The 23,535-nt window shown below is 64.1% G+C and carries 24 protein-coding genes; 10 read left to right on the top strand and 14 right to left on the bottom strand.

From position 1 onward, the window contains the following. Positions 1-20 precede the first annotated feature (20 nt). Positions 21-2,063 (top strand): penicillin-binding protein 1C, encoded by a 2,043-nt coding sequence (gene pbpC, locus QUV21_RS10385; RefSeq protein ID WP_300854910.1) that lies wholly within the window; start codon positions 21-23, stop codon positions 2,061-2,063. A gap of 27 nt (positions 2,064-2,090) precedes the next feature. On the opposite strand, the gene QUV21_RS10380 is transcribed toward pbpC, so the two are convergent. Then, complete coding sequence (locus QUV21_RS10380) at positions 2,091-3,254, bottom strand: acetyl-CoA C-acyltransferase family protein (protein WP_300854738.1); 1,164 nt, start codon at positions 3,252-3,254, stop codon at positions 2,091-2,093. Between the two features lie 134 nt (positions 3,255-3,388). On the opposite strand from QUV21_RS10380, the gene QUV21_RS10375 reads away from it, so the two are divergent. Then, a complete protein-coding gene (locus QUV21_RS10375; RefSeq protein WP_300854737.1) occupies positions 3,389-4,489 on the top strand; it encodes an MFS transporter in 1,101 nt (366 codons plus the stop codon). A 35-nt stretch (positions 4,490-4,524) separates the two neighbouring features. On the opposite strand, the gene QUV21_RS10370 is transcribed toward QUV21_RS10375, so the two are convergent. Then, complete coding sequence (locus tag QUV21_RS10370; protein ID WP_300854736.1) at positions 4,525-5,085, bottom strand: DUF2585 domain-containing protein; 561 nt, start codon at positions 5,083-5,085, stop codon at positions 4,525-4,527. Positions 5,086-5,177: 92 nt separating this feature from the next. On the opposite strand from QUV21_RS10370, the gene QUV21_RS10365 reads away from it, so the two are divergent. Next, positions 5,178-5,399 carry a hypothetical protein gene (locus QUV21_RS10365; protein ID WP_300854735.1) on the top strand — a complete coding sequence of 74 codons (222 nt, stop codon included), beginning with the start codon at positions 5,178-5,180 and terminating at the stop codon, positions 5,397-5,399. 22 nt (positions 5,400-5,421) lie between these two features. Here the strand turns inward: QUV21_RS10365 and QUV21_RS10360 are convergent, their stop codons facing one another. The 3 genes from QUV21_RS10360 to QUV21_RS10350 all read right to left on the bottom strand — a co-directional run bounded on the left by QUV21_RS10360 (position 5,422) and on the right by QUV21_RS10350 (position 9,120). Then, entirely contained in the window at positions 5,422-6,162 is a 741-nt protein-coding gene (locus QUV21_RS10360; RefSeq protein ID WP_300854734.1) for a metallophosphoesterase, read from the bottom strand. A 115-nt stretch (positions 6,163-6,277) separates the two neighbouring features. Continuing rightward, entirely contained in the window at positions 6,278-7,870 is a 1,593-nt protein-coding gene (gene serA / locus QUV21_RS10355) for a phosphoglycerate dehydrogenase (protein WP_300854733.1), read from the bottom strand. 92 nt (positions 7,871-7,962) lie between these two features. Next, positions 7,963-9,120 (bottom strand): phosphoserine transaminase, encoded by a 1,158-nt coding sequence (locus QUV21_RS10350; RefSeq protein ID WP_300854732.1) that lies wholly within the window; start codon positions 9,118-9,120, stop codon positions 7,963-7,965. 154 nt (positions 9,121-9,274) lie between these two features. Between QUV21_RS10350 and serB the strand changes: the two genes are divergently transcribed. From serB to QUV21_RS10330, 4 genes are all read left to right on the top strand, one after another. Continuing rightward, entirely contained in the window at positions 9,275-10,150 is an 876-nt protein-coding gene (gene serB / locus QUV21_RS10345; protein WP_300854909.1) for a phosphoserine phosphatase SerB, read from the top strand. Further along, positions 10,147-10,617, top strand: coding sequence for a GNAT family N-acetyltransferase (locus QUV21_RS10340; protein ID WP_300854731.1), 471 nt, complete (start codon positions 10,147-10,149; stop codon positions 10,615-10,617). The genes serB and QUV21_RS10340 overlap by 4 nt, the downstream gene beginning before the upstream one ends. Then, complete coding sequence (locus tag QUV21_RS10335; protein WP_300854908.1) at positions 10,610-11,374, top strand: TSUP family transporter; 765 nt, start codon at positions 10,610-10,612, stop codon at positions 11,372-11,374. The genes QUV21_RS10340 and QUV21_RS10335 overlap by 8 nt, the downstream gene beginning before the upstream one ends. 113 nt (positions 11,375-11,487) lie before the next feature. Then, on the top strand, positions 11,488-12,162 hold the full coding sequence (locus QUV21_RS10330) for an alternative oxidase (protein ID WP_300854730.1): 675 nt from the start codon (positions 11,488-11,490) through the stop codon (positions 12,160-12,162). A gap of 3 nt (positions 12,163-12,165) precedes the next feature. Here the strand turns inward: QUV21_RS10330 and zapE are convergent, their stop codons facing one another. Genes zapE through QUV21_RS10315 form a run of 3 tightly spaced genes read right to left on the bottom strand, consistent with a single transcriptional unit; the run spans position 12,166 to position 14,717 of the window. Further along, on the bottom strand, positions 12,166-13,245 hold the full coding sequence (gene zapE, locus QUV21_RS10325) for a cell division protein ZapE (RefSeq protein ID WP_300854729.1): 1,080 nt from the start codon (positions 13,243-13,245) through the stop codon (positions 12,166-12,168). 5 nt (positions 13,246-13,250) lie between these two features. Further along, on the bottom strand, positions 13,251-13,886 hold the full coding sequence (locus QUV21_RS10320) for a VOC family protein (protein WP_300854728.1): 636 nt from the start codon (positions 13,884-13,886) through the stop codon (positions 13,251-13,253). Positions 13,887-13,895: 9 nt separating this feature from the next. After that, positions 13,896-14,717 carry an aldo/keto reductase gene (locus QUV21_RS10315; RefSeq protein ID WP_300854727.1) on the bottom strand — a complete coding sequence of 274 codons (822 nt, stop codon included), beginning with the start codon at positions 14,715-14,717 and terminating at the stop codon, positions 13,896-13,898. A gap of 216 nt (positions 14,718-14,933) precedes the next feature. Here QUV21_RS10315 and QUV21_RS10310 point away from each other — a divergent pair, with 216 nt between their 5' ends. Continuing rightward, positions 14,934-16,058: an aminotransferase class V-fold PLP-dependent enzyme gene (locus tag QUV21_RS10310; RefSeq protein WP_300854726.1), complete on the top strand. Its 1,125-nt coding sequence runs from the start codon at positions 14,934-14,936 to the stop codon at positions 16,056-16,058. A gap of 34 nt (positions 16,059-16,092) precedes the next feature. Here QUV21_RS10310 and modC read toward each other — a convergent pair whose 3' ends face one another. The 6 genes from modC to QUV21_RS10280 all read right to left on the bottom strand — a co-directional run bounded on the left by modC (position 16,093) and on the right by QUV21_RS10280 (position 21,669). Beyond that, on the bottom strand, positions 16,093-17,202 hold the full coding sequence (modC, locus tag QUV21_RS10305; protein ID WP_300854725.1) for a molybdenum ABC transporter ATP-binding protein: 1,110 nt from the start codon (positions 17,200-17,202) through the stop codon (positions 16,093-16,095). Further along, positions 17,199-17,867, bottom strand: coding sequence for a molybdate ABC transporter permease subunit (gene modB, locus QUV21_RS10300; RefSeq protein ID WP_300854724.1), 669 nt, complete (start codon positions 17,865-17,867; stop codon positions 17,199-17,201). The genes modC and modB overlap by 4 nt, the downstream gene beginning before the upstream one ends. 23 nt (positions 17,868-17,890) lie before the next feature. Next, positions 17,891-18,670 carry a molybdate ABC transporter substrate-binding protein gene (modA, locus tag QUV21_RS10295; RefSeq protein WP_300854723.1) on the bottom strand — a complete coding sequence of 260 codons (780 nt, stop codon included), beginning with the start codon at positions 18,668-18,670 and terminating at the stop codon, positions 17,891-17,893. 63 nt (positions 18,671-18,733) lie between these two features. Then, entirely contained in the window at positions 18,734-19,105 is a 372-nt protein-coding gene (locus tag QUV21_RS10290; protein WP_300854722.1) for a LysR family transcriptional regulator, read from the bottom strand. A gap of 651 nt (positions 19,106-19,756) precedes the next feature. Further along, the gene (locus QUV21_RS10285; protein WP_300854721.1) at positions 19,757-21,160 is read right to left on the bottom strand and encodes an amidase family protein; all 1,404 of its coding nucleotides are present in this window, start codon (positions 21,158-21,160) and stop codon (positions 19,757-19,759) included. A 299-nt stretch (positions 21,161-21,459) separates the two neighbouring features. Further along, on the bottom strand, positions 21,460-21,669 hold the full coding sequence (locus QUV21_RS10280; RefSeq protein ID WP_300854720.1) for a hypothetical protein: 210 nt from the start codon (positions 21,667-21,669) through the stop codon (positions 21,460-21,462). A 263-nt stretch (positions 21,670-21,932) separates the two neighbouring features. Between QUV21_RS10280 and QUV21_RS10275 the strand changes: the two genes are divergently transcribed. Further along, positions 21,933-22,190: a metal-sensing transcriptional repressor gene (locus QUV21_RS10275; protein ID WP_300854719.1), complete on the top strand. Its 258-nt coding sequence runs from the start codon at positions 21,933-21,935 to the stop codon at positions 22,188-22,190. Continuing rightward, entirely contained in the window at positions 22,190-23,497 is a 1,308-nt protein-coding gene (locus QUV21_RS10270; RefSeq protein ID WP_300854718.1) for an MFS transporter, read from the top strand. The genes QUV21_RS10275 and QUV21_RS10270 overlap by 1 nt, the downstream gene beginning before the upstream one ends. Positions 23,498-23,535: the final 38 nt, after the last annotated feature.

The raw sequence follows: 23,535 nt of genomic DNA, 5'->3' as shown, positions 1-23,535 counted from the left end.
CCCTTGCCCGTGCGGGGCGACTGATGCGGTCGGGCTGGATCCTCGGGCTTGCGGCGGCCCTTTGGCTGGCCGCCCACGGCCGCGACCGGCTGGACCTGTGGATCAACGCCACGGTCCTGCCGCCGCTTGTGGTGGAAACCTCGGTCGAAGTCCTTGATCGCAATGGTGATCTCTTGCGCGCCTATACTGTGGCCGATGGCCGCTGGCGGCTGGCCCTGCCCCCTGACAAGGTGGACCCGGTCTATATCAGGATGCTGCTGGCCTATGAGGACAAGCGGTTTCGCGACCATCCGGGCGTCGATGCACGGTCCATGCTGCGGGCGGTCCTGCAAGCGGCATGGAATGGGCGTGTGGTGTCGGGCGGGTCCACCCTGACCATGCAGGTGGCACGCCTGCTCGAGGAAAGCGGGACCGGAAAGGTCGGCGGCAAGCTGCGGCAGATGCGGGTGGCGCTGGCCTTGGAGCGGCGGCTGACCAAGGAGCAGATCTTGCAGCTTTATCTGCACCTGGCCCCCTTTGGCGGCAATCTTGAAGGGGTGCGCGCCGCCTCGATCAGCTATTTCGGCAAGGAACCCCTGCGCCTGACCCCTGCTGAAGCGGCCCTGCTGGTTGCAATCCCGCAAAGCCCCGAAAGCCGCCGCCCCGACCGGGCCGCTGACCGGGCCGAGGCGGCGCGGAACCGGGTCTTGGCGCGGGCGGTCGGTAACGGAGTGATCGACGCCGACACAGCCACAGCGGCGCTGCGCGAGCCGGTTCCGGGCCTGCGCAAGCCGTTCCCAGCCGTAGCCCCGCATCTGGCCGACCGGGCAAAATCCGGCAACCCCACGCTTCTGACCCATGCCCTGACCATCGACGCCGCCTTGCAGACCAGGCTGGAGCGTCTGGCCATTGAGGCCGTGGCCGACCGGGGCGAACAGTTGCAGGTGGCGATTGTCGTGGTCGATCATGCCTCGGGCGAGATCATCGCAAGCGTGGGGTCGGCGGGCTATCAGGCCGATCTGCGGCAAGGGTTTGTCGACATGACCCGGGCGCTACGGTCGCCCGGATCGACGCTGAAGCCGCTGGTCTACGCGCTGGCCTTCGATCAGGGTCTGGCGCATCCCGAAACCATGATCGACGACAAGCCCACCAGTTTCGGCACCTACACGCCGCAGAACTTTGACCGGCTTTATCGCGGCACGATCCGCCTGCGCGAGGCGTTGCAGCTGTCGCTGAACATCCCGGTGGTGGCTCTGACCGAGGCAATTGGACCGGCCCGGCTGATTTCGGCGATGGAAAAGGCGGGGATGAAGCCGGTCTTTCCCGGCAGGCAGCCGGGGCTGGCGATTGCGCTTGGCGGGGTCGGGGTGACGCTGGAAGACATGGTTCAGCTATATGCCACTATCGCCCGGGGCGGCGTGGCGCGGCCGCTGACCTACCGGATGGAGGGGGCCGAGGCTGACGGACAGCGGGTGATCTCGGCCGTTGCAGCATGGCAGGTGGGCGATATTCTGGCGGGCCTTGCGCCACCACCCGGGGCGCCGTCGAACCGGCTGGCCTACAAGACCGGCACCTCTTACGGTCACCGCGATGCCTGGGTGATCGGGTATGATGGCCGCCACGTCATCGGCACCTGGATGGGCCGGGCGGATGGCACCCCGGTGCCGGGGGCCTTTGGCGCGGATGTGGCGGCACCGGTACTGTTTCAGGCCTTCAACCGGCTGAAGCGCAAGCTTGACCCGCAGCCCCCGGCCCCGGCCTCTGCCTTGCTGGTATCGAACGCGGAACTGCCTTTGCCCTTGCAACGGTTCAGGTCACGTTCCGCCGCATTCGACGTTGCCGCCGATGCCCCTGCCGTGGCGTTCCCGCCCAATGGCTCTGAGGTGGAACTCCTGCCTCAGGGTCTTTTGGTCAGGGTCCGCGGCGGCACGGCCCCCTTCACCTGGCTGGCCGACGGGGTGCCGGTGATCGTGGCGCTGGACGCGCGCGAGACAATGCTGACCCTGCCCGGCACAGGCTTTGTGACCCTTAGCGTGATCGACGCCGAAGGCCGCTCTGCCCGGACAAAGGTGCGGGTGCGATAACTTCGACCGCGATGCAACCTGGCCTTGTCAGGCCCGCTCGATCGCCAGCGCGATACCCTGCCCGCCACCGATGCACATGGTGACAAGGGCCGTCTTGCCGCCGGTCCGTTCCAATTCGTGCAGCGCCTTGACCACAAGGATCGCGCCCGTCGCCCCGACCGGATGGCCAAGGGCAATGGCGCCTCCGTTCGGATTGACCCGCGCCGGATCAAGACCCAGGACGCGGGACACTGCAAGCGCCTGCGCCGCGAAGGCCTCATTCGATTCCACCACGTCAAAATCCTGCGGCCTTGCACCCAGCTTGCGGCAAAGCGCCTGCACCGCAGGGATCGGGCCGATCCCCATCACCCTGGGGTCAACGCCAGCATGGGCGTAACCCATGATCCGCGCGCGCGCCTTGCCGCCATGATCGCCCCGCGACAGGACCAGCGCCGCCGCCCCGTCATTGATGCCCGAGGCATTGCCCGCCGTGACGCTGCCGTCTTTCTGAAAGACCGCCCTCAGGCCCGCCAGCGCCTCAAGACTGGTGGCTTTGGGATGTTCGTCGGTGTCAAAGACCGTCGGACCCTTGCGGCCCGGCACCTCGACAGGGGTGATCTGGTCACGGAAGCGCCCTTCGGCAATCGCCCGGGCCGCGCGTGTCTGGCTTTCCAGCGCGAAGGCGTCCTGATCTTCACGACTGATCCCCTGCCCGGCAGCGACGTTTTCCGCCGTGACGCCCATATGCCCGGTGCCGAACGGGCAGGTCAGCGCTCCGGTCATCATGTCAAGCGCGCGGGTGTCGCCCATCTTCTGGCCAAAGCGGGCGGCGGGCAGGATGTAGGGCGACCGGCTCATGCATTCGGCGCCACCGGCAAGCGCCATGTCGGCGTCGCCCAGCATCACAGACTGCACCGCCGAAACCACGGCTTGCGCGCCAGACCCGCAAAGCCGGTTCACGTTCATCGCGGGGGTGGTGTCGGGGATGCCGGCCTGCATCGCCATCACGCGCGACAGATACATGTCGCGAGGTTCAGTGTTGATGACATGGCCCATCACGACATGGCCGATCTGGCCTCCCTCCACCCCGGCGCGGTCCAGAGCCGCCTTGGCGGCATGGGTGGCAATGTCGATCGGGGGCAGACCGGCAAGTGTGCCGCCAAAGGTGCCGATGGCGGTGCGGGTTGCGGAAAGGATGTAGATGTCGGTCACGTTGGCCTCCTTCTGAGTGTGGGAGACATCATGCACGAAACATCCGAAATGACAGAGTCTCCGTTGCGTCACGCATGCCCGATTGACAGTCCCGGGCTGGCGGAGTTCATCAGGCTCGACAGCGGGAGAACATCTTGAAAGACCTGATCCGGGCCAATGCGGGCCTTATGTTCGCCGGGGTGGCGACATTCGTGATGATGGGCGCGGGGCAATCGCTTTACGGTCCAGCGCTGCCCGCCTTTTCAAGGCTGTTCAATGTCTCGGTGGCCGAGGCCGGGGTACTGGTGTCGGCGCATTGGGTCGGTTGCTTCATTGGTGTCGGCTTCATGTATCTGAAGGGTAGCACGGTCACACCACGCCATGCGCTGGCGGCAATGGCAATCGGCGCGGCTGGGGTGGCGGCGCTGGCGGGGTGGTGGGCAACCATCGCCGGGGCCGTGGTCTTCGGGATGGGCTATGGCATGTCGACGGCGGTCTTCAACCCGCGCGTGCTGCGGGCGTTCGGGTCGAAAGGCCCGTCGATGCTCAGCCTTTTGAACGCGACCTTCGGCGTCGGCGCGATTGCGGCACCGCTGATCTTTGTGGCGCTTGGCAGCGATCCGCGCTGGTCCTTCGGGCTGACTGCGGCGCTGGCGGCGGTGATCTGGCTTTTCGCTGATCCGGCCGGGCGGACGGGTGCGGCCCCTGCGGCCGAGGTGCGGGCCTTCCGGCCCCATGTGGGCATTCTGGCCTTTGGCGCGGTGGCCATCGGGATGGAGGCCTGCCTGATCGGTCTTGGCCCGACCGCCCTTATTCAGGCCGGGGTGGCCGAGGCGACGGCGGCCGAACTTCTGAGCGCGTTTTTCGTGGTGTTCCTGTTGTCGCGGGTCGCGCTCATCTTCGTGGCGCACCGGGTGGAGCCGTTCGTGCTTTACACCCTTGCCATCGCGGTGGCGGCGGTCTGTGCGCTTGGGTCGGCGCTGGTATCACCCGCGCTGTTCTTCGTGGCGATGGGCGCGCCGGCCGGGCTGTTCTTCCCCGGTTTTTACGTCACCGCCAGCGGCAAGATGGGCGAGGATCTGCGGGTGCCACCCACGATCATCGCCTCGGGGCTTGTCGGCGGGATCGGAGCGCCTCTGATCGTGGCACCCCTGATGGTGGGCATGGGCGAACGCGGGTTTTTCTGGCTTGTGGCGGGTGTCACAGTGACGCTAACCGTGGCGGCAGTGCTGTCCTTGCGGCGGATGAAGGTCTGACAGGACGGGCGGGGCCGAGCCTGCAATAGCTGCGATCAGCGGCCTGCCTGCCAGTCGGCAACCCACTCCAGCGGGGAGATCAGCATCAGCACATTCAGCGCCAGCCCGCCGCGGATGATCCAGAGTGTCACGCCTTCGGCCAGCAGAATCAGCGCCACCGTCGCCCAGACCGGCAGGCGCGAGGCCAACCAGAAGCCCAGCACCATGGCAAGGATATCGGCGACGACGTTCAGGACAGAGTCACCGTAGTAATCCAGCGAAATCGTGACGGCGCGGTAGCGTTCGATGATGGCGTCGGAGTTTTCGACAATCTCCCATGTCGCCTCGACAAGCGTGGCAATGACCAGCCGCCAGCCAAAGGACAGCCGCCGCGCAACCAGCCAGAGCGCGCCATAGAACAGGAAGCCGTGGATGATGTGGCTTGGGGTATACCAGTCGGAAATGTGCTGGGAGTTTTCCGAACTGACGACCTGACCATGCCAGAACTTGACATAGCCGCATTTGCAGATCGGCTCACGCCCGATCCACAAGAGCCAGATGGCCGTAAGAAGAATGATCCCGATCACGACCAGACCGGGGGAAACGCGTCTTGTCATCCGGCGAATAGGGCATGGTGCCAGCCAGCCGTCCAGCACGATGACGCGACGCGGGCAAGAAACGCTGCGGCGCAAACGGAGAAGGTGAACCGATGAGCGACCAGAACCCCTACCGCTTTGGCCCGACCCGGGGCGAGTTGTGGTTCTGGCTTTGGGCCAGTGCCGGTGGCCTTGCGCTGATGGGGGTTGCCTTGTTCTTGCGCGGCCTGCCAAGCGGCCCGGCGCTGGCCGAGGTCATCGGGCTTGCGGGCGCAGTCTTCGGCTATCTGGGCGGTCGGTCGATCAAGCGGCTGATCCGGCGCGAGCATCCCTGACCAGGCCGGATGCCAACTGCCATCAGGGGCGCTTTGCCGGCCAGAGTTTTCGGCGGCCGGATCGGGTAAGCAATGCCGCCTCGCGCCCTTCGATCACCACGGCCGAAAGCGGGCCGCCGTAAGCGGCGCTGCTGTCGATGTTCAGGCGGTTGCCGTAATGGGCGGCCTGATCAAGGGCGGTATGGCCATGCACGATCAGGGGGCCGAAACTCTCTGTGTGAGACAGGAACGGTTCGCGGATCCAGACAAGGTCAGTCTCGGTCTGGTCTTCCAGCGCGACGCCCGGGCGGATGCCGGCATGAACGAAGACGGCTTCGCCCGCACGGTGCAGCGTGGGGCGGGCGGCCAGAAAGTCGACATGGGCCTGCGGCACCGCGGCCACGGCATCGGCGTGAACCTTGGCAACGGGACGGTCTGCGGCGTTTGCTACGCCGTAGGAGGCCAGTGTATCCGCCCCGCCAAGGCGCGGGTGCAGCCATGACAGTTCGGCCCGCAGACCCGGTTCAGGTTCATGCGGGGCGGCCATGAAACGGGTGAACATCCGGTCATGATTGCCTTTGAGAACAACCCAGTCGCGGCCCTCGGCCAGACCCCGGATCAGAAAGTCGATCACCCCACGGCTGTCAGGACCACGGTCTGCCAGATCGCCCACATGTACCACCTGGCCCGGACCATGCCGGGCCATGTCGGCGGCGATGAGGTCGTGCGCGGCGGAAAGCAGGCCAAGATGGCCATGGATGTCGCCGATGGCATAGAGGTGCATGTCGGAAGCCTTGCGCCTTTGGACAACGCCCGGAGGGTTTCACACCCCCCGGACCTCCCGTGGAGTATTTGGGAAAAGAGCAAGCCGCAAGGCGTTCACGGTTGGAAAGGCTGGATCAGGCAACTTCGAACTGAAGCGCCTTGACCTGCTGGAACATGCCGGTGCCTTCCAGCGTCTCGATCACCTTGGGGTCGATCTGCTGGTCAAGATAGAGGATCGCGATCGCGTCCTGCCCCACGCCTGACCGTCCAAGGGTGAAGTTCGCGATATTGACGTTGTTCTTGCCCATGGTCATGCCCAGAAGGCCGATGATGCCCGGCACGTCTTCGTTTGTGGTGTAAAGCATGTGGGCGCCGATCTCGGCGTCGATGTTGATGCCCTTGATCTGGATGAAGCGCGGCTTGCCGTCGGAAAAGCAGGTACCGGCCACAGAACGTTCACGCGTGTCGGTGACCATGGTGACCTTGATGTAGGCGTCAAAGGTGCCGGTCTTTTCCTGCCGGGTGGTCGAGATCTGGATGCCTTTTTCCTTTGCCACCACAGGAGCGGACACCAGGTTCACGTCCGGGTTCTGCGCCTTCAGGACACCCGCGATGACGGCCTGATTGAGGGCGGCAAGGTTCATGTTGGCGACCGTGCCGTCATAAAGGATGTTGATCGCCTTGATCGGTTCATCCGTCATCTGGCCGATGAAACTGCCAAGGTGCGAGGCAAGCTTGATCCACGGCCCCATGATCGCCGCCTCTTCCGCCGTGACGTTCGGCATGTTGAGCGCGTTCTGCACGGCACCGGTCAGAAGGTAATCGGCCATCTGTTCGGCCACTTGCAGCGCCACGTTTTCCTGCGCTTCGGTGGTCGAGGCGCCAAGATGCGGGGTACAGACCACGTTGGGCAGGTTGAACAGCGGGCTTTCGGTGGCGGGTTCGGTCTCGAACACATCCAGCGCGGCACCTGCGACCTGGCCAGATTTAAGCGCCTCGGCAAGTGCGGCCTCATCGATCAGCCCGCCACGGGCGCAGTTGATGATGCGCACGCCCTTCTTGGTCTTGGCGAGGTTTTCCGCTGACAGGATGTTGCGGGTCTTGTCGGTCAGCGGAACATGCAGCGTGATGAAATCGGCGCGGGCCAGAAGTTCGTCCAGGTCAACCTTCGCAACGCCAAGCTGCCTGGCGCGTTCTTCCGACAGGAAGGGGTCATAGGCCACGACCTTCATGTGCAAACCAACTGCACGGTCACAGACGATACCGCCGATGTTGCCCGCCCCGATCACGCCAAGGGTCTTGTTGAACAGTTCGACCCCCATGAATTTCGACTTTTCCCACTTGCCACCATGGGTGGAGGCGTTGGCCTCGGGCAGTTGGCGGGCGACGGCGAACATCATCGCGATGGCATGTTCGGCCGTGGTGATGGAGTTGCCGAAGGGCGTGTTCATCACGATCACGCCCTTTTTCGACGCGGCCGGAATATCGACGTTGTCAACCCCGATCCCGGCGCGGCCCACGACCTTGAGGCGGGTGGCGTTGACCAGCAGTTTCTCGGTGACCTTGGTGGCGGAGCGGATCGCCAGACCGTCATACTGGTCAATGACAGCGGCCAGCGCGTCCTTGTCCTTGCCAAGCTTCGGCAGGTAGTCCACCTCGACCCCGCGGTCGCGGAAGATCTGGACGGCAGTTTCGGAGAGTTCGTCGGAAACGAGGACTTTGGGCATGGGGGTGGTCCTTGGATGTCTTGGGGGAGGGAGAGTCGGGGCAGGCCCCGACCTACGCATGTGGGTAGGCCGGGGCCTGCCCCGGCGCTTGACTATGCGGCTTTGGCCAGCGCCGCGATTTCGGCTTCAAACGCGTGGGCGATCCACGGCATCAGGTCTTGCACATCGGCGGTTTCCACCGTCGAGCCGCACCAGATGCGCAGGCCGGGGGGCGCATCGCGGTAGGCGCCCATGTCAAAGCCGGCACCCTCCTTCTCGATCCGCTTGGCGACGGCTTTGGCAAAGGCCTCGCCATCGGTGATGCGCGGATCGGTGAACTTGAGGCAAACCGAGGTCGTCGAAGCCGTGGCCGGATCTTCCGCAAGGTTCGCGATCCAGGGGTTCGCGGCGCAGAAATCCCAGACGACTTTCGCGTTGGCACTGGCGCGGGCGATCAGGCCCTGAAGGCCGCCAATGGAATTCGCCCATTTCAGCGCGACAAGGTAATCCTCGTTTGCCAGCATCGAGGGGGTGTTGATCGTCTCACCGGCGAAGATGCCTTCGATCACTTTGCCCTTGGCGGTCAGCCGAAAGATCTTTGGCAGCGGCCAAGCCGGAGTGTAGCTTTCCAGCCGTTCCACCGTGCGGGGTGACAGGATGATGACGCCATGCGCGCCCTCACCCCCCAGAACCTTCTGCCAGGAGAAGGTGGTGACGTCGAGCTTGTCCCACGGCAGATCCATCGCAAAGGCCGCGCTGGTCGCGTCACAGATCGTGAGGCCCGCACGCTTGGCCGGGATCGCGTCGGCGTTCGGCAGGCGGACGCCAGAGGTGGTGCCGTTCCACGTAAAGACGACGTCCTTATCAAAGTCGACTTCGCGCAGGTCCACGATCTGCCCGTAGGGTGCGATGCGCACTTTGGCATCAAGTTTCAGCTGCTTGACCACATCGGTCACCCAACCTTCGCCGAAGCTTTCCCAAGCGAGCATTTCAACGGGTCGCGCGCCCAGCAGCGACCACATCGCCATTTCCATCGCGCCGGTGTCGGACGCGGGAACGATGCCGATGCGGTAATCGGCGGGGACGCCGAGAATTTCGCGGGTAAGGTCGATCGCCTCTTTCAGCTTGGCCTTGCCAACCGCAGCGCGGTGCGAGCGGCCAAGGGGCGCATCGCCAAGCATATCAAGGGAATAACCGGGGATCTTGGCGCAGGGGCCAGAAGAGAAGCGCGGATTGGCCGGGCGCTTGGCCGGCGGGGTCAGGTCTGTCATGGTAGCCTTCCAGCTAAAAGCCCTTCGTTGGGGAAGGGTGTCCCGCCTCTGTCGCTAATGGCAGTCACGCTCTGGCACAAGCCGGAAAATCGCGGTAATGCGCCGCATCGTCGCGAAAAAGCGACAGGCCCGTTCACTATCGGAAACTGCCGCAATGCATGTCGTAACGCTGCTTACCAATCCCGAAACACCAGTGCTGGAGCGGGTGACGGTCGAATCCCTGCGCAATGCCTGGGGCGGCGGCGATGCGCGCTGGCTTGACCCGGGCGTGGCTGCGGAATTTTCGGTAAGAAGCATTCCGGCAAACCGTTGGGAGATCTGGGACGGCTTGCAGGCGTTGCGGATCGACATGGTGGTGCAACCCGCAGAAGGGCGGAGAAAGCGGCTACTGATCGCCGATATGGATTCGACGATGATCCGGCAGGAATGCATCGACGAGTTGGCGGATGAGGCGGGGGTCGGCGCGCGTGTGGCCGATATCACCGCCCGCGCGATGAATGGCGAGCTGGATTTCGAGGGCGCGTTGCGCGAAAGGGTGGGCCTGTTGAAAGGTCTGCCAGAGGGCGTGATAGCCCAGGTAGTGCGCAACCGGATCACGCTGATGCCAGGCGGCAAGGGATTGCTGATGACCATGAAGGCGAACGGTGCCTATGCGGCGCTGGTGTCGGGCGGGTTCACGGCCTTTACCTCGGCTGTAGCCGGCTGGCTGGGATTTGACGAAACCCGGGCGAATACCCTGGGGATCAACGGCGGCGCGCTGACGGGAACGGTGGTCGAACCGATCCTTGGCAAGCAAGCCAAGCTGGAGGCCCTGCGCGAGATCACCGCGCGGCTGGGGGTGACCCCGGCCGAAGCGATTGCGGTCGGCGACGGGGCGAATGACCTGCCGATGCTGCGGGCCGCCGGCACCGGGGTGGCGCTGCATGCCAAGCCCCGGGTGCAGGCGGAGTGCGATGTAAGGGTGAACCACGGCGACCTGACGGCGCTGCTTTACCTGCAAGGCTACACGCGCGAAGAGTTTGCCGAATGATCGTCCGCATCGCCAAGGCCACGGATGCCGACAGAATGACAGCGCTCCTCAACGAGGTCATTGCCTTGGGTGGCACCACGGCCCATGAGACGCCCATGTCAGCCGAGACGGTGCAGGACCATTTCATCGATGGCCCGGGCGTCCTGTCATCGGTCGTGGCCGAGGCGGGGGGAGTGATCATCGGCTGGCAATCGGTCGGCTGGTGGCACGACGATCCGCATATCGGCACCTTTGTCCGACCGGGGCTTCAGGCGAAGGGAACCGGTGCGGCCCTTTTTGCGGCCACATTGGAGCAGCTGCGCACCAGCGATATTGGCCGGATCATTGCCTCGATCCGGGCCGACAATGTGCCGGGCCTTGCCTACTATGCGCGGATCGGGTTTCGCGATATCGGCGACGATCCCGGCTTTGCGCTAGGCGATGGCAAAGTGGTCGGGCGGGTTCACCGGCGGTTCGATCTTGTTTGAGGTCGCAACGGACGTTGCGCTTCTGCTGATTCTTGCAGCCTTTGTCGCAGGCTTTGTTGACAGCATCGCGGGCGGCGGCGGGCTGGTCACGGTCCCTGCCCTGCTCTTGGCCGGTGCTTCACCAGTCGAGGCGCTGGCAACCAACAAGTTGCAAGGCAGTTTCGGGGCCGGGGCGGCGATGGTTGCCTATGCGCGAGCAGGGCATGTCCGGCCAATGGAGCAACTGGTCATGGCGGCGGTCAGCGCCGTTGCCGGGGCGGGCGGAGCGCTGGTGGCGCATCTGATCCCGGTCGAGGTGTTGCGGATCATCATGCCTGTGGTGCTGATCGGGGTCGCATTGTTCTTTGCGCTGAAGCCGGGTTTGTCAGACGATGCAAGCGCCGCGCGGATCAGCCCACCGGTCTTTGCTGCCACTCTGGTGCCGCTGGTGGCGGCCTATGACGGGTTTTTCGGCCCCGGAACAGGCTCATTCTTCATGATGGGTTTTGTGCTGCTGGCCGGATATGGCGTGCTGAAGGCGACGGCGCATACCAAGATGCTGAACTTCGCGTCGAACCTTGGCAGCCTTCTGGTCTTCATCCCCCTTGGGGTAACCTGGTGGGCGGTGGGTCTGGCGATGGCGGCGGCGCAGGTCTTCGGCGCGCTTCTGGGCGCGCGGCTGGCGATCCGGGTGGGGGCAAGGTTGATCAAGCCGCTTCTCGTGATCGTATCGACGGCCATGGCGCTGCGGCTTTTGTGGCAGGCACTGGCAGGCTGAAGCCGCGACAAGCGATCGGGTGCGGGGCCGGTTAGCGGGGCCGGGCGCATAGTGTCGCACCGGATTGAGTGGCGGCTTTCCCCTCCCATTTCTGTCGGGAAAGGAAACCTGCAATGTCTGACCAATCTGCCGACAGCCCTCTCCCCCTCGACCACCACCAGAAGCCCGAGGGCCTTTCCGACCGGATTGCCCTTGGGATCGTGAAATTCATGCGCGTCTTTGCCGACGCCTTCTTTTCCAAGCGCTACGGCCACCGGGCGGTGGTTCTGGAAACCGTCGCCGCCGTGCCGGGCATGGTGGGGGGGCTTTTGCAGCACCTGAAGGCGCTGCGCCATATCCGTGAAGATCAGGGCTGGATCCGTGAACTTCTGGACGAGGCCGAGAATGAGCGGATGCATCTGATGACCTTCATCCACATCGCGCAGCCGTCGTTTCTGGAACGCGCCCTGATCATGCTGGGGCAAGCGGTATTCTTCAACGCCTACTTCTTCCTTTACCTCTTCGCACCGAAGACCGCGCACCGCGTCGTGGGTTATCTGGAGGAGGAAGCCGTGATCAGCTACACCGGCTATCTGGAGCAGGTGGACAGCGGTGCGGTCGAGAATGTGCCAGCCCCGAAAATCGCGATCGATTACTGGAATCTGCCCGCCGATGCCCGCCTGCGCGAGGTCATAATCGCCGTGCGCGCCGATGAGGCCAAGCACCGCGACATGAACCACGGCTTTGCCGATGCGCTGGCGCAGGGCAACGACAAGCGCGACGCAAACGCACCGCAAGCGGCGGAATAGCCGTCAGACTGCCCAGTCAGCCGCTTGCATCTCGCGAAGGCGGCTGGCGGTGCGCTCGAATTCGAAGGCGCCCTCGCCCTCGATATAAAGCCGCTCCGGCGCTTCGGCGGCGGAACAGATCAGCCTGACCTTCGCCTCATAAAGCGCGTCAATCAAGGTGACGAAACGCTTGGCCTCGTTGTAGTTCGCGGCCGAAAGCTGGGGGATGTGTTCCAGGATCAGCACCCGCACCGCCTGCGCAATGGCAAGGTAGTCTGCCGGGCCAAGGGGTTTTGAACACAGTTCCCAGAAGCTTGCGCGGCCCACACCGTTGGCAAAGCGCGGCAGATCCAGCTTGCGGCCATTCACCTCCAGCGTCAGGGGGGCTTCGGGCGCGCCGCCGGTCAGGTCAGTCCAAAGGGCGGCAATGGCCCCGGTCGCGCTGCGGGCGGGGTGGAAATAGACCTGCGCGCCCGCCAGACGGTGCTGGCGGTAATCGGTCGGGCTTTCCAGTTCCACCACTTGCAGCCGGTCTTCCAGCATGGCGATGAAGGGCAGGAAAAGGGCGCGGTTCAGGCCGGTCTTGTAAAGATCCTCCGGCGGGCGGTTCGAGGTGGTGACGATCACGATCCCCGCGGCGAACAGTTTTTCGAAAAGCCGCCCCACGATCATCGCATCGGTGATGTCGGAAATCTGCATCTCGTCGAACGCCAGCAGGCGGGTGTCGCGGATGATCGCCTCGGCCACCGGGGCGATGGCATCTTCGACGCCGCGTTTCCTTGCCTCATGCATTCCGCGGTGGACCTCTTGCATGAAGGCGTGGAAATGGACGCGGCGCTTGGCTGGAATATCCGTGGCATCGGTGAACAGGTCCATGAGCATGGACTTGCCGCGCCCGACGCCGCCCCAAAGATACATGCCCTTTGGCGGGATGATCGGTCTGGCGAACAGACCGGCGAACAGACCGACGCGGCGGGTGGCGTTTTCTTCCAGCCAGACGCGGAGGGCTTCCAGCGGGGCAAGCACCGCATGCTGAGCCGGATCAGGGCGCAGGGTGCCGTCTGCAACGCGGGCTTCGTAGATTTGCGTCAGGGTCTGGCGCATTATGCTTATAACGGTGCGAGGATCAGCCCCTCGGGGCCTTCAAGCCGCGCAGGAAGGCCCGCGACCAGCAGCCGTGACCAAAGGCCATGGGCCGCACGTTCAGCGTCCTTGGGTTGGTAAAGTTCGATCACACCGCCTGCGAAAGACAGAAAGCGAACCGGCACCACGCCGTCAGGGCGCAAAAGATCTACCGAGGCAGTCAGCCGCGCTCCCTGCCCTTCGAAGAAGGCCTGCATTGCGGGCAGATCATGGCAGGGGATGCCAATATGGTCATGCCCCACATCCGGCGCGGCCCCGGTGATGCGTTGGCAAAGCTCGATCCGGGCGGCGGAGGGGCCGGAGAGGTAGACAAAGCGCAGACCGTCGTCCCAGAATTCCGGGATCAACTGGGGGCCATTCGGGGTGACCGCAGCATCGAGCGTCGCACCGGCCGACTTCAGCCCGGCAAGGGCCACCTCCATGTCCGGCACCGTCAGGGCGATGTGGTCGATCCGGCCATGCCCCTGTGGCACGCCCGCGACCAGACGCACCGCCTGAGTGCCACGATGCCAAAGGTCGCCGCCCGGGGCAAAGCCGAAGACATCCCCCAACACGCGGGCCGCTTGATCGATGTTCTGGACGGTCAGTTCGGGAACAAGCACGGGATCGCCTCAGGCAAAGGTCATAGGGTCGGGGCCACAGCGCTGACCCTCGTCCAAGGTGGCCATGGCGGCCATCTCACCATCTGTCAGGGTGAAGTCGAAGATATCAAGGTTTTCCGCAAGCCCGGCCGCACGAGTGGACCGGGGAATGACCGCAACACCAAGCTGGACATGCCAACGCAAGATCACCTGTGCCGGGCTTTTGCCCGTGCGCAAGGAAGCGGCCTGCACCGGGTCGGCGTCAAAGCTGCGACCCTGACCCAAAGGCGTCCAGCTTTGGGTGACGATGCCCATCCGGTCATGCAGCGCGCGCAGTTCGGCTTGCTGAAGGCGTGGGTTCAACTCGATCTGGTTCAGGACCGGGATCACCCCGGTTTCCCCCACCAGCCGCTCCAGATGCGACGGCATGAAGTTCGACACGCCGATCGAGCGGACGCGCCCCTCGTCCTTGAGCCGGATCAGCGCGCGCCAGGTATCGACATAAAGGTCGCGCGCCGGGCAGGGCCAGTGGATCAGGCACAGATCGATCCGGTCCATTGCCAGCCGCGAAAGGCTTGCCTCAACCGCGCGCAGGGTGGCGTCATGGCCCTGATCGTCGTTCCAGACCTTGGTGGTGATGAACACCTCATCCCGAGGCAGACCGCTTTGCCGGATGCCTTCGCCCTGCCCGACCTCATTGCCATAGATCGCCGCACCATCGACCAGACGGTAGCCAAGGCCCAGAGCCGTGGCGACCGTCGTCGCGGTGATTTCAGCCGGCACCTGCCAGATGCCAAGCCCAAGTTGCGGGATCATGTGGCCATCATTCAGGCGCAGGCGGGTGGGGGTCATGGGTCTTCCTTGGTGTGACGGCGCGACAAAGCGGCAAGTCAGGCATGATGGCAAGGGGGAAATGGCCAGAGACGGTGGCGAAGTGCGACACCCGTTCCCAGCAGCGCCCCCTTTCAAGCCGGGGTTTCGAACCGATTACGCCCCGATTGGCCCGGTGGGGCTTCACCCGGCAGGATCAAGGCCCTATCAGAAGGTGACCGCAATTCGGGAACAACCATGTCAGACGCCTACTTCCTGTATCACTCCATCGGCATGTATCCCGGCAAGGCCGACGACATGGCCACGGCGCTTACCGAATTCGCCAAGGTCTGGGGCCGCCCGGATGATGCGCAATGGGGCGTGGTCCTGCCGCTGCGGCACAGGTTCATCGACCGTTGGCGGGCCATCATCAATGCAGCCCCGGACACGGTAACAAGCTGTGAAAGCGTAACGCAGGGTCTGCACATGCTGATCGAGGCGCTGCCGGATCAGGTGTTGCGCGGCAAAAGCCTTCTGGTCGCGGCGGATTGCTTTCCGTCCAACCATTTTCTCTTGTCCGGAATGGCCAAGGCACGGGGGTTCACGCTGAAGACCGTTCCCCTGCGGCAAGGCGCGGCCTGGGTGGAGGATGAGGATTTCCTGGCCGCTTGGACCCCGGATGTGGGGCTGGCGCTGCTTACATGGGTTTCGTCCACCTCGTCGCACCGGGTCAACCTTCAGGCGATGGCGGAACATGGGCGGCGGATGGGGTCGCTGGTGGGGGTGGATATAACCCAAGGGGCGGGGCTTTTGCCGTTTGACGTGGCCGCCCCTGCGGTGGATTTCGTGCTGTCGACCTCGCTCAAATGGATGTGCGGCACACCGGGGGCGGGGATGCTGTACGCAGACCCCGCCTTGATCGCGACCTGTCAGCCGCAGTTGCGCGGCTGGTTCAGCCAGCCCGATCCGTTCAACTGGGATATCACCCGCTTCGCCTATGCCCAGGGTATCCGGCGGTTCGATTCCGGCACGCCGTCCTGCATGGCGGCGCTGGCCTCGCTGCCCGCACTTGATTGGCACGCAGGTCAGGATCACGTGGCCATTCTGGCACATAACCGGGCGCTGACCGAAAGGCTGTTCCAGATCGCCGACGATTTCCGCCTGCCCGTCCTTACCCCCCGCCCTGCGGAGGAGCGGGGCGGATCGGTGATGCTGCGCCTGCCCGATGACCGCCCGGCCGGGCAGATCGTGGCCGCATTGCGAGATCAGGGCGTGACCACAGACTGCCGGGGCCAGACCTTGCGGCTTTCTCCCGGCGTGCTGACAACGGCTGCGGGCTGCGACCAGTTGGCCCGCGCGCTGGCGGGCCTGCTGCGACCCTGAGGCCGCCACCGTTCAGCAACTCGGTCCTGCAAGGTCAGGGCAGCGGTTGCCCAACCTGCCCCGCCTGCCCTGCCAGCGCGATGCGGTCGCGCGCAACCGACATCGATTTCAGGATCACATGAACCACGTCACCGGGGGCAAGCTGCATGGCTGAGGCCGCGCGGCGGGTGATGCGGGCGACGATCTCATCCCCACCGATCGCCAGATGCACCATGACCCCCGGGTCGTCACCCTGCTGCAGCGAAACGACAGTGGCGGGCAGGATGTTCTGCGCCGAAAGCCCCTCGGGCCGCGCACGCGACAGGATGACCTCATGCGCCAGCACCCGGACACGAAGACGGGTGCCGGGCGGGCCAAGAGCGCCGGGCAGGAAGATCGGGCCAGTCGCGGCATCAAGCCGGGTCAGACCGTCTTCATCCTGCGCCACGACGACGGCGGAAAACATGGCCGCAACCTCGCGGATGCCCATTGCGCGCAGGGCATCGGGGTCGGCCATGACCTCGGCAGTCGGGCCTTCGCGCAGCAGGCAGCCCTTGTCGATCACCACCATCCTGTCGGCAAGAAGCTGAGCCTCGTTCATTTCATGGGTGACCAGAATGACCGGCATGTTCAGATGCGCGCGAAGGCCGATGATCTCGGCATGCAACTGGTCGCGGGTGGCGCGGTCCACCGCCGAAAACGGCTCGTCCAGCAACAAGGCCAAGGGACGACGCGCCATGGCCCGGGCCACGGCAACGCGCTGCTGCTGGCCGCCTGACAGTTTGGCGGGCTTTCGGTCGGCAAGGCCGTCAAGATGCACCAGTTCCAAGAGCCGCCCTGCCTCCCTGCGGTCAGGCGTCTGCATCGCGGCCATGACGTTCTGAAGGGCGGACATGTGCGGAAACAGCGCGTAGTTCTGGAACACCACCCCCAGATGCCGGCGGTGGGGTGGCAGGTTGACCCCCTGCCCCGTATCCAGCCAGACCGTGCCTCCTGCCATCACCCGGGCATCAGTCGGCGTCCAAAGGCCGGCGATGCTGCGCAAGACCGTGGTCTTGCCCGACCCCGAATGACCGACCAGCGCCAGAAGTTCCCCCTCAGCGACGCGGAATGACAGATCAAGCGGGATCGGCCCCTCAGCTTTGAGATCGACGACAAGGGTCATGTCAGCCGCCTTCCGACCCGGGAAGACAGCCAGAAAGTCACGGTGATAGTCAGGAAGGAAATTGCCACCAGCGCCGCCGCCATGGTTCCCGCGCTTTTGTCATCAAAGGCCTGTACGCGGTCGTAGATTGCGATGGCGATGGTTTTCGTCTCGCCCGGGATCGACCCGCCCACCATCAGCACGATGCCAAATTCACCCAAGGTATGCGCGAATGTCAGCACCATGGCCGTCATCACCCCCGGCCATGCCAATGGCAGTTCCACCTTCCACAGTGACCGAAAGGGCGACATCCCGCAGGTCGCCGCCGCCTCGCGCACCTCAAGCGGGATCGCCTCGAATCCGCGTTGGGCGGGCTGGATGGCAAACGGCAGGTTGAAGATGACCGAGGCCGCAACCAGGCCTTCAAAGCTGAAGACAAGCTGGTGGCCGAACATGTCCTGCCAGAAAGCACCTATGGGAGAGGTTCGTCCGAAACTTACCAGAAGATAGAAACCGAACACCGTCGGCGGCAGCACAAGCGGCAGCATCACCAGCGCCTCGACCATGCCCTTGCCGCGAAATCGGCCATAGGCCAGCCAGCGCCCTGTCCCCACCGAAACCGGAAGCAGGATCACGACCGTCCAGACGGCAAGTTCGAGCGAAAGAGAAAGTGCGGTCCAGTCCAAGGTCTTTTACCTACCTAGCACGGTCAGCCCGGAAGCCCGAACCCATACCGAGCCAGAATCTCGCGCGCCAGCGGGGAATTCATGTAGTCATGAAACGCCCGCGCCACTGGACCCGCCCCGCGCAAAAGCACCATGCGCTGCGACAAGGGATGATGCCAGTCCGCGGGGATGATCGCATGGTCGCCTCGCTTCGCCACCTCGGGAGCCAGCGCCAGTGACAGCGCGATGATCCCACCCTCGGCATTGCCCGACAGGGCGAATTGCGCAGCCTGACTGATGTTTTCGCCCAGCACCAGCCGAGGCTTCAGCGCGTCCCACAGCCCACGGTGCTGCAACGCCTCGCGCGCAGCAATCCCAAAGGGGGCGTGTTCTGGATTGGCGATGGCGAACCGGGTGATCTGGCCCGCCTCGATCATGGCCGCCAGACCATTCAAATCCGTATCGGGACGCAGCGCCCCACCCTTGGGGGCCACAAGCACGATCCGGCCGACCGCATAGATGCTGCCCGCATCCTCGGTCAGCGCCTCGGAATGGAGCGCCAGCGGAGTCTTCTCATCCGCCGCCAGAAACATCTGAAACGGCGCTCCCTGCCGGATCTGGCGCGCCAGATTGCCCGTCGACCCGAACGACAGCCGCACGGTCTGGCCGGTATCCTTCTGAAAATTTGAAACAATCTCGACCAACGCAAATTCAAGATTCGAAGCGGCCGCTATCACCGGCACGTCGTCCCGCGCATGGGAAGGCTGCACGGGCGCCAGCAGGCAAAGGATCAATCCAACCAAACCGCGACGCGACAAATGCATCCTGATGTCCAAGTGATATGTTTCGCGGGACATAACGCGCGACAGGCAGCCCTGCGTCAAGCGTTATTTTCCGTCGGGAATATCCCTTAGCATCGCTTGCAGATTTGAAATCTCCTCGGCTCCGGCCGCAATCGCCCGCGCCTCAAGGGCGCGATACTGTGCAAGGACAGTCTGACCTGTTTCAGTCAGGATCGCGCCGCCCCCACCCGGCCCACCGCGTGAACTGTCGACCACCGGAGCGCGGAACATTGCGTTAAGCGTTTCGATCAGCATCCAGGCGCGCTTGTAGCTCATCCCCATGTCGCGGGCAGCGGCGGCGATGGAGCCGGTGCTGCTGATCCGTTCCAGCAACTCGGCTCTGCCAGGGCCGAGCATGTCATCCCCGCCAAAGCGGATACGCAGGCTGAGTGTCGGATGGGAGGAACGGTTTGTCATGCACCATCCATCGCAAGGTTCGATCAGGGTTCAAGCCATAATTTGCCAACTGGCGACTGCCATTCGTTACCTAGGTGAAAATCTGCCTGTTCAGAACCCCAACGGCACATGGTGCGCGGTTAATGGCGTTCCGACGGTTGCCGCAGATTTCGTTGAACACGTGGAAGTATCTACCCCCAGCCCTAGAGCGGTGACTGGTTGGAAGAAGGAGGGAATTGATCCGATCACCGAGTGCCAGCGCCAGCGCCAGCGCCAGCGCCAGCGCCAGCGCCAGGAAGAACCGAAGTCTGGCTTGTGTGCAGATCAAGTCCTAGCATCCATGAAGGTCCAGTGGCGATGCAGTCGACAAGCGACGAGGGTTGATCGAGGCTTGGGCAGTCCGGCAATACGGTCACTCCGACACATCGCCCCAAGCGCCAACTTGCCCAGCGGGCTTCCAGGCCTCCGAGAAGACCTGAAAAGTGTTGCTTGTGGCTCAAAGCTGGCGGTCCGCACATTGCGTGGCCTTTTCCAAACCGGTCGTTTGAGCCCGACTTGGCCAAGGCCCTTGGCACGCCCCAACCTACCTGCCGAGCTTGCATTTCAGGGGGCTGCATCTGGGGATCGACCTGCGGTTCCCTGTACGGCAGCAAACCACGGACTTTGGTTGGGTCATCCGGGGGAAAACGGATCGGAAACGCCCGGATGGTGGCCTGCTGCTTCCAGAGTTGCGCCAACCGCCAGAAGAATGTCTTCCCGGAAGCGCGCGCTGACCAGTTGCACCCCCACCGGACGGCCGTCAGCATAGCCAGTGGCAAGGCTGAGCGCGGGCATACCCATCGTCGGCAGTCCGCGCTGGGTCAACTGGGCCTCGTAAACAGCTGCGAACGCCGATTGCGAGCTGACATCTAGCTGCTGATCAAAGGGCAGATCGCCTGATACCGGGCAAAGAAGCACGGGATAGCGGCTCAGGAACATCTCCCACTGGCGCACCAGTGATGCGCGGGTCTGTAGCGCCCGCATCACGCTGTCCAGATCGATCGGACCTGCCGCGAGGCTCATTTGCTGGAACACGAATTGCGAGTCCGGCTCACCCTCGCGCGCAATCATCTCCTGGGCAGCAAACCGGGTGTCCGCCATCCAGAGCGTCGCATTGACAGCGGCCGCCTCGCGCATTGGCGGGCAAGAAACCTCTTCCACCTCCCATCCTGCGTCTTGCAGGGTCCGTGCGGCGCGGACCAGCGAGTCGCGGACCCGCCCGTCGACTGGCATGTTGTCAGGCGCCAGCGCCAAGGCAATGCGCCGAGCGTAAGCCGCGCCATCGAGGGGCGCGGGCGTATACCATGGATCGCGCGGATCGGCCGTCGCCATCGCGTGGAAGGACAGCGCGATATCCTCGATCGAACGGGCAATGGGGCCGGACACTGCCATCAGCTGCGCACCGATGAAACGGTCTGGCGCAGAAGCGTTGTAAGCTGGAACCCGCCCCAGGGTTGGACGCAGCCCGTGCAACCCGCAGGCATAGGCCGGGTAGCGGATTGAGCCGGCGATGTCCGTACCGTGTCCGATCGCACAGATCCCGCTGGCCACAGCAGCCGCGGCACCGCCCGAAGATCCACCCGGCGTGATCAACTTGTTGCGGGGGTTCAGGGTCTGACCGTGCAGGTCGTTCTTTGTAAACCATCTCAAGGAAAACGCAGGAGTATTGGTACGCCCCACGACGATGGCCCCCGCGCGGCGCAGATTGGCAACGACGGGGCTGTCATTCTGCGCAACGGCGTCTTTCGAAATGCGCAATCCGTTGGTGGTGGCATGCCCGGCTTGATCGACATTCACCTTGATCGTCACCGGAACCCCAGCCAGGCGTCCGGGATATTCACCCAGAGAAATGCGGGCATCAAGCGTTGCAGCGGCGGCAAGTGCTTCCTCCGCGCAATCCTGCACCACGGCATTGATGGCAGGGTTGACAGCGTCAAGGCGGTCAAGATGAGCCTGCGTCACCTCTGACGCCGACACCTCACGGCGCCGAACGGCGCGGGCGAGTTGAACAGCGGACAGACGCCAGAGTTCGGACATATGGCAAAGCTTTCCTGTCGGAGACCCACGTGACAACGGATCGGATTTGACTCTTCTAGGAATAATCATACCCGTCAAACAGTATGATCTGCATCTGCCACAGTGTCCCGCCCGTTTACCCTCTGATCAAGAGATGCTCCGATGCAGCCGCGAGCCTGGTATATCCACCCTCCCACGGGCCGACCAAATGGCCCCTGCTATACCCAGAGCCAAGCACAGATCGAGGCCGTCCGAATATGTATGCCTGATCGCAAGATCTGACTGGCCTACTCCTCACCGTCTTGAAGCGATCGCAGAGCTCAGAGGTACGTGTTTAGCCTTCCCATGTCGCGCGCAGACAACTTGGTCAGTCGAGTAATGTCGATGTCGATGGCGTTGTGGGTGCCGCCGTCAATGCCGTGGCTGTGGCCATGTGCCAGATCTACGGCCATAGCCAGCACGGCGTCGACATAATCCGCAGGACCGTGCGACCTCGTGTTCAGCAACGGGGCAAGCAGCAGCGCAAGCACGGCAACTACCGCAATGACCTTGCGGCCTGCGCGCCAAATGCCCCAACGGCCGGTCTTTGACCTTAGCACGTCCACGCGTTGTTTTTCTGCCCAAAGAATTATGGTTGTCCGGTGGTCGACACCAACCCCTGCAACCGCAGCAAGTCGGCCATCCGCGCTGCGCCAATCCCTGCCGGTTGCGGCCACTGCGATTACGGGGAGGGGCTTGTGGACATGCAGCAATCGGCATATCGGCATCCTCCCCGGAGGGATAGGATCGTGTGATGAACGAAGGTGAAACCCATCCCTCACATCCGGCTATCTCGAAGCGTCTGAAGCGGGCCGAGGGACACCTGCGGTCGGTCATCAGGATGATCGACGAAAGCCGGCCCTGCGTGGACATTGCCCAACAGCTGCACGCGGTCGAAATGGCGCTGGTGCAGGCCAAGCGTGCGCTGATCCATGAACATCTAGACCACTGCCTGACCAGCGGCCACGCGCATGACATGGCCGAGATCAAGGCACTCACAAGGCTCCTCTGATGCTGGCCACCCTTGGAAATCGCACCTTCCGGCATCTTTTCGCAGCCCAGATCGTGGCGCTGGTCGGCACCGGACTTGCAACGGTCGCCCTTGGCCTGCTGGCCTGGGATCTTGCCGGGGCGGATGCCGGGGCGGTGCTTGGCACGGCACTTGCCATCAAGATGGTGGCCTATGTCAGCCTTGCCCCCATCGCCGCCGCTGTGGCCGAACGCCTGCCGCGCCGCGCCTTTCTGGTGGGAATGGATCTGATCCGCGCGGGCGTCATTGCCTGTCTGCCCTTTGTTGATCAGGTCTGGCAGGTCTATGTCCTGATCTTCTTTCTGCAGGCTGCCTCGGCGGGTTTTACCCCGGCCTTTCAGGCGGTGATCCCGGATGTGCTGAAGGATGAGGACGACTACACCAACGCCCTGTCGCTGCTTCGTCTGGCCGAGGATCTTGAGCAGCTGGCCTCGCCCATCCTTGCCGCCGCCCTTTTGACGGTGGTCAGCTTTCCGGTGCTGTTTGTCGGGACGGTCGCCGGGTTCATCGGGTCGGCGCTCCTGGTGGCCACCACGCGCCTTCCCGGCCGGACGAGCGGTGAGGACGGGCATTTCTGGGCGGATGTCACCAAAGGCATCCGCATCTATACCCGCACCCCCCGCTTGCGCGGGCTGATGGTGATGGAAGCCGCAGTCGCTGCCGCAGGGGCGATGGTCTATGTCAACACCGTGGTGCTGGTGCAAGACACACTTGCGCTTGGTGCCGAAGCCGTGGCGCTTGCCTTTGCGGGCTTTGGTGCGGGCTCGATGCTGGCGGCTATCGCGTTGCCGCGCATACTGCACCGACTGACCGACCGCCCGGTGATGATCGGCGGGGCCGCGCTGATGGTGGCGGGCGTGGCACTGGTGCCGATGGTCGCCAGCCTTGCCGCCCTGCTCCTGCTTTGGGCAGCGATCGGGTTCGGATTCTCCCTGACGCAGACACCCATTGGCCGGATCATCAACCGTTCTGCGCGCGAGGCCGACAGGGGCGCGGTCTTCGCGGCGCAGTTCGCTCTGTCGCATGCCTGCTGGCTGGTCACCTATCCGCTGGCCGGCTGGGTGGGCGCCGAGGTGGGGCTTGGTGTGGCGGCCTTGGTGCTTGCCGCAATCGGCGCGGCGGGGCTGGTGGCGGTGCTGCGCCTGTGGCCCGCCGACGACATGGCAGAGTTGCCGCATGACCACCCCGACCTTGCCCCAGACCATCCGCATCTGGCCGAGCATGCGTCCGGACACAGCCATACATTTGTTATCGATGACCTGCACCGGCGCTGGCCTGTGGCTCGGTGATGGGCTGTAGTTGGGGCCAAGTTGCCATGGCGACGGCA

The sequence above is a fragment of the Tabrizicola sp. genome (genome assembly GCF_030373185.1).
GTDB lineage: Bacteria > Pseudomonadota > Alphaproteobacteria > Rhodobacterales > Rhodobacteraceae > Tabrizicola.
This window is presented reverse-complemented; position numbering and strand designations above follow the sequence as displayed.

Coding starts and splice junctions, on each gene's coding strand:
- QUV21_RS10365 (WP_300854735.1), top strand. CDS start 5,178: ATGAGCGACCAGAACCCCTACCGCTTTGGCCCGACCCGGGGCGAGTTG.
- QUV21_RS10360 (WP_300854734.1), bottom strand. CDS start 6,162: ATGCACCTCTATGCCATCGGCGACATCCATGGCCATCTTGGCCTGCTT.
- QUV21_RS10315 (WP_300854727.1), bottom strand. CDS start 14,717: ATGACCCCCACCCGCCTGCGCCTGAATGATGGCCACATGATCCCGCAA.
- QUV21_RS10270 (WP_300854718.1), top strand. CDS start 22,190: ATGCTGGCCACCCTTGGAAATCGCACCTTCCGGCATCTTTTCGCAGCC.
- QUV21_RS10275 (WP_300854719.1), top strand. CDS start 21,933: ATGAACGAAGGTGAAACCCATCCCTCACATCCGGCTATCTCGAAGCGT.
- serB (WP_300854909.1), top strand. CDS start 9,275: ATGCATGTCGTAACGCTGCTTACCAATCCCGAAACACCAGTGCTGGAG.
- QUV21_RS10350 (WP_300854732.1), bottom strand. CDS start 9,120: ATGACAGACCTGACCCCGCCGGCCAAGCGCCCGGCCAATCCGCGCTTC.
- QUV21_RS10330 (WP_300854730.1), top strand. CDS start 11,488: ATGTCTGACCAATCTGCCGACAGCCCTCTCCCCCTCGACCACCACCAG.
- serA (WP_300854733.1), bottom strand. CDS start 7,870: ATGCCCAAAGTCCTCGTTTCCGACGAACTCTCCGAAACTGCCGTCCAG.
- QUV21_RS10310 (WP_300854726.1), top strand. CDS start 14,934: ATGTCAGACGCCTACTTCCTGTATCACTCCATCGGCATGTATCCCGGC.
- modA (WP_300854723.1), bottom strand. CDS start 18,670: ATGCATTTGTCGCGTCGCGGTTTGGTTGGATTGATCCTTTGCCTGCTG.
- QUV21_RS10370 (WP_300854736.1), bottom strand. CDS start 5,085: ATGACAAGACGCGTTTCCCCCGGTCTGGTCGTGATCGGGATCATTCTT.
- QUV21_RS10285 (WP_300854721.1), bottom strand. CDS start 21,160: ATGTCCGAACTCTGGCGTCTGTCCGCTGTTCAACTCGCCCGCGCCGTT.
- modC (WP_300854725.1), bottom strand. CDS start 17,202: ATGACCCTTGTCGTCGATCTCAAAGCTGAGGGGCCGATCCCGCTTGAT.
- QUV21_RS10340 (WP_300854731.1), top strand. CDS start 10,147: ATGATCGTCCGCATCGCCAAGGCCACGGATGCCGACAGAATGACAGCG.
- QUV21_RS10290 (WP_300854722.1), bottom strand. CDS start 19,105: ATGACAAACCGTTCCTCCCATCCGACACTCAGCCTGCGTATCCGCTTT.
- zapE (WP_300854729.1), bottom strand. CDS start 13,245: ATGCGCCAGACCCTGACGCAAATCTACGAAGCCCGCGTTGCAGACGGC.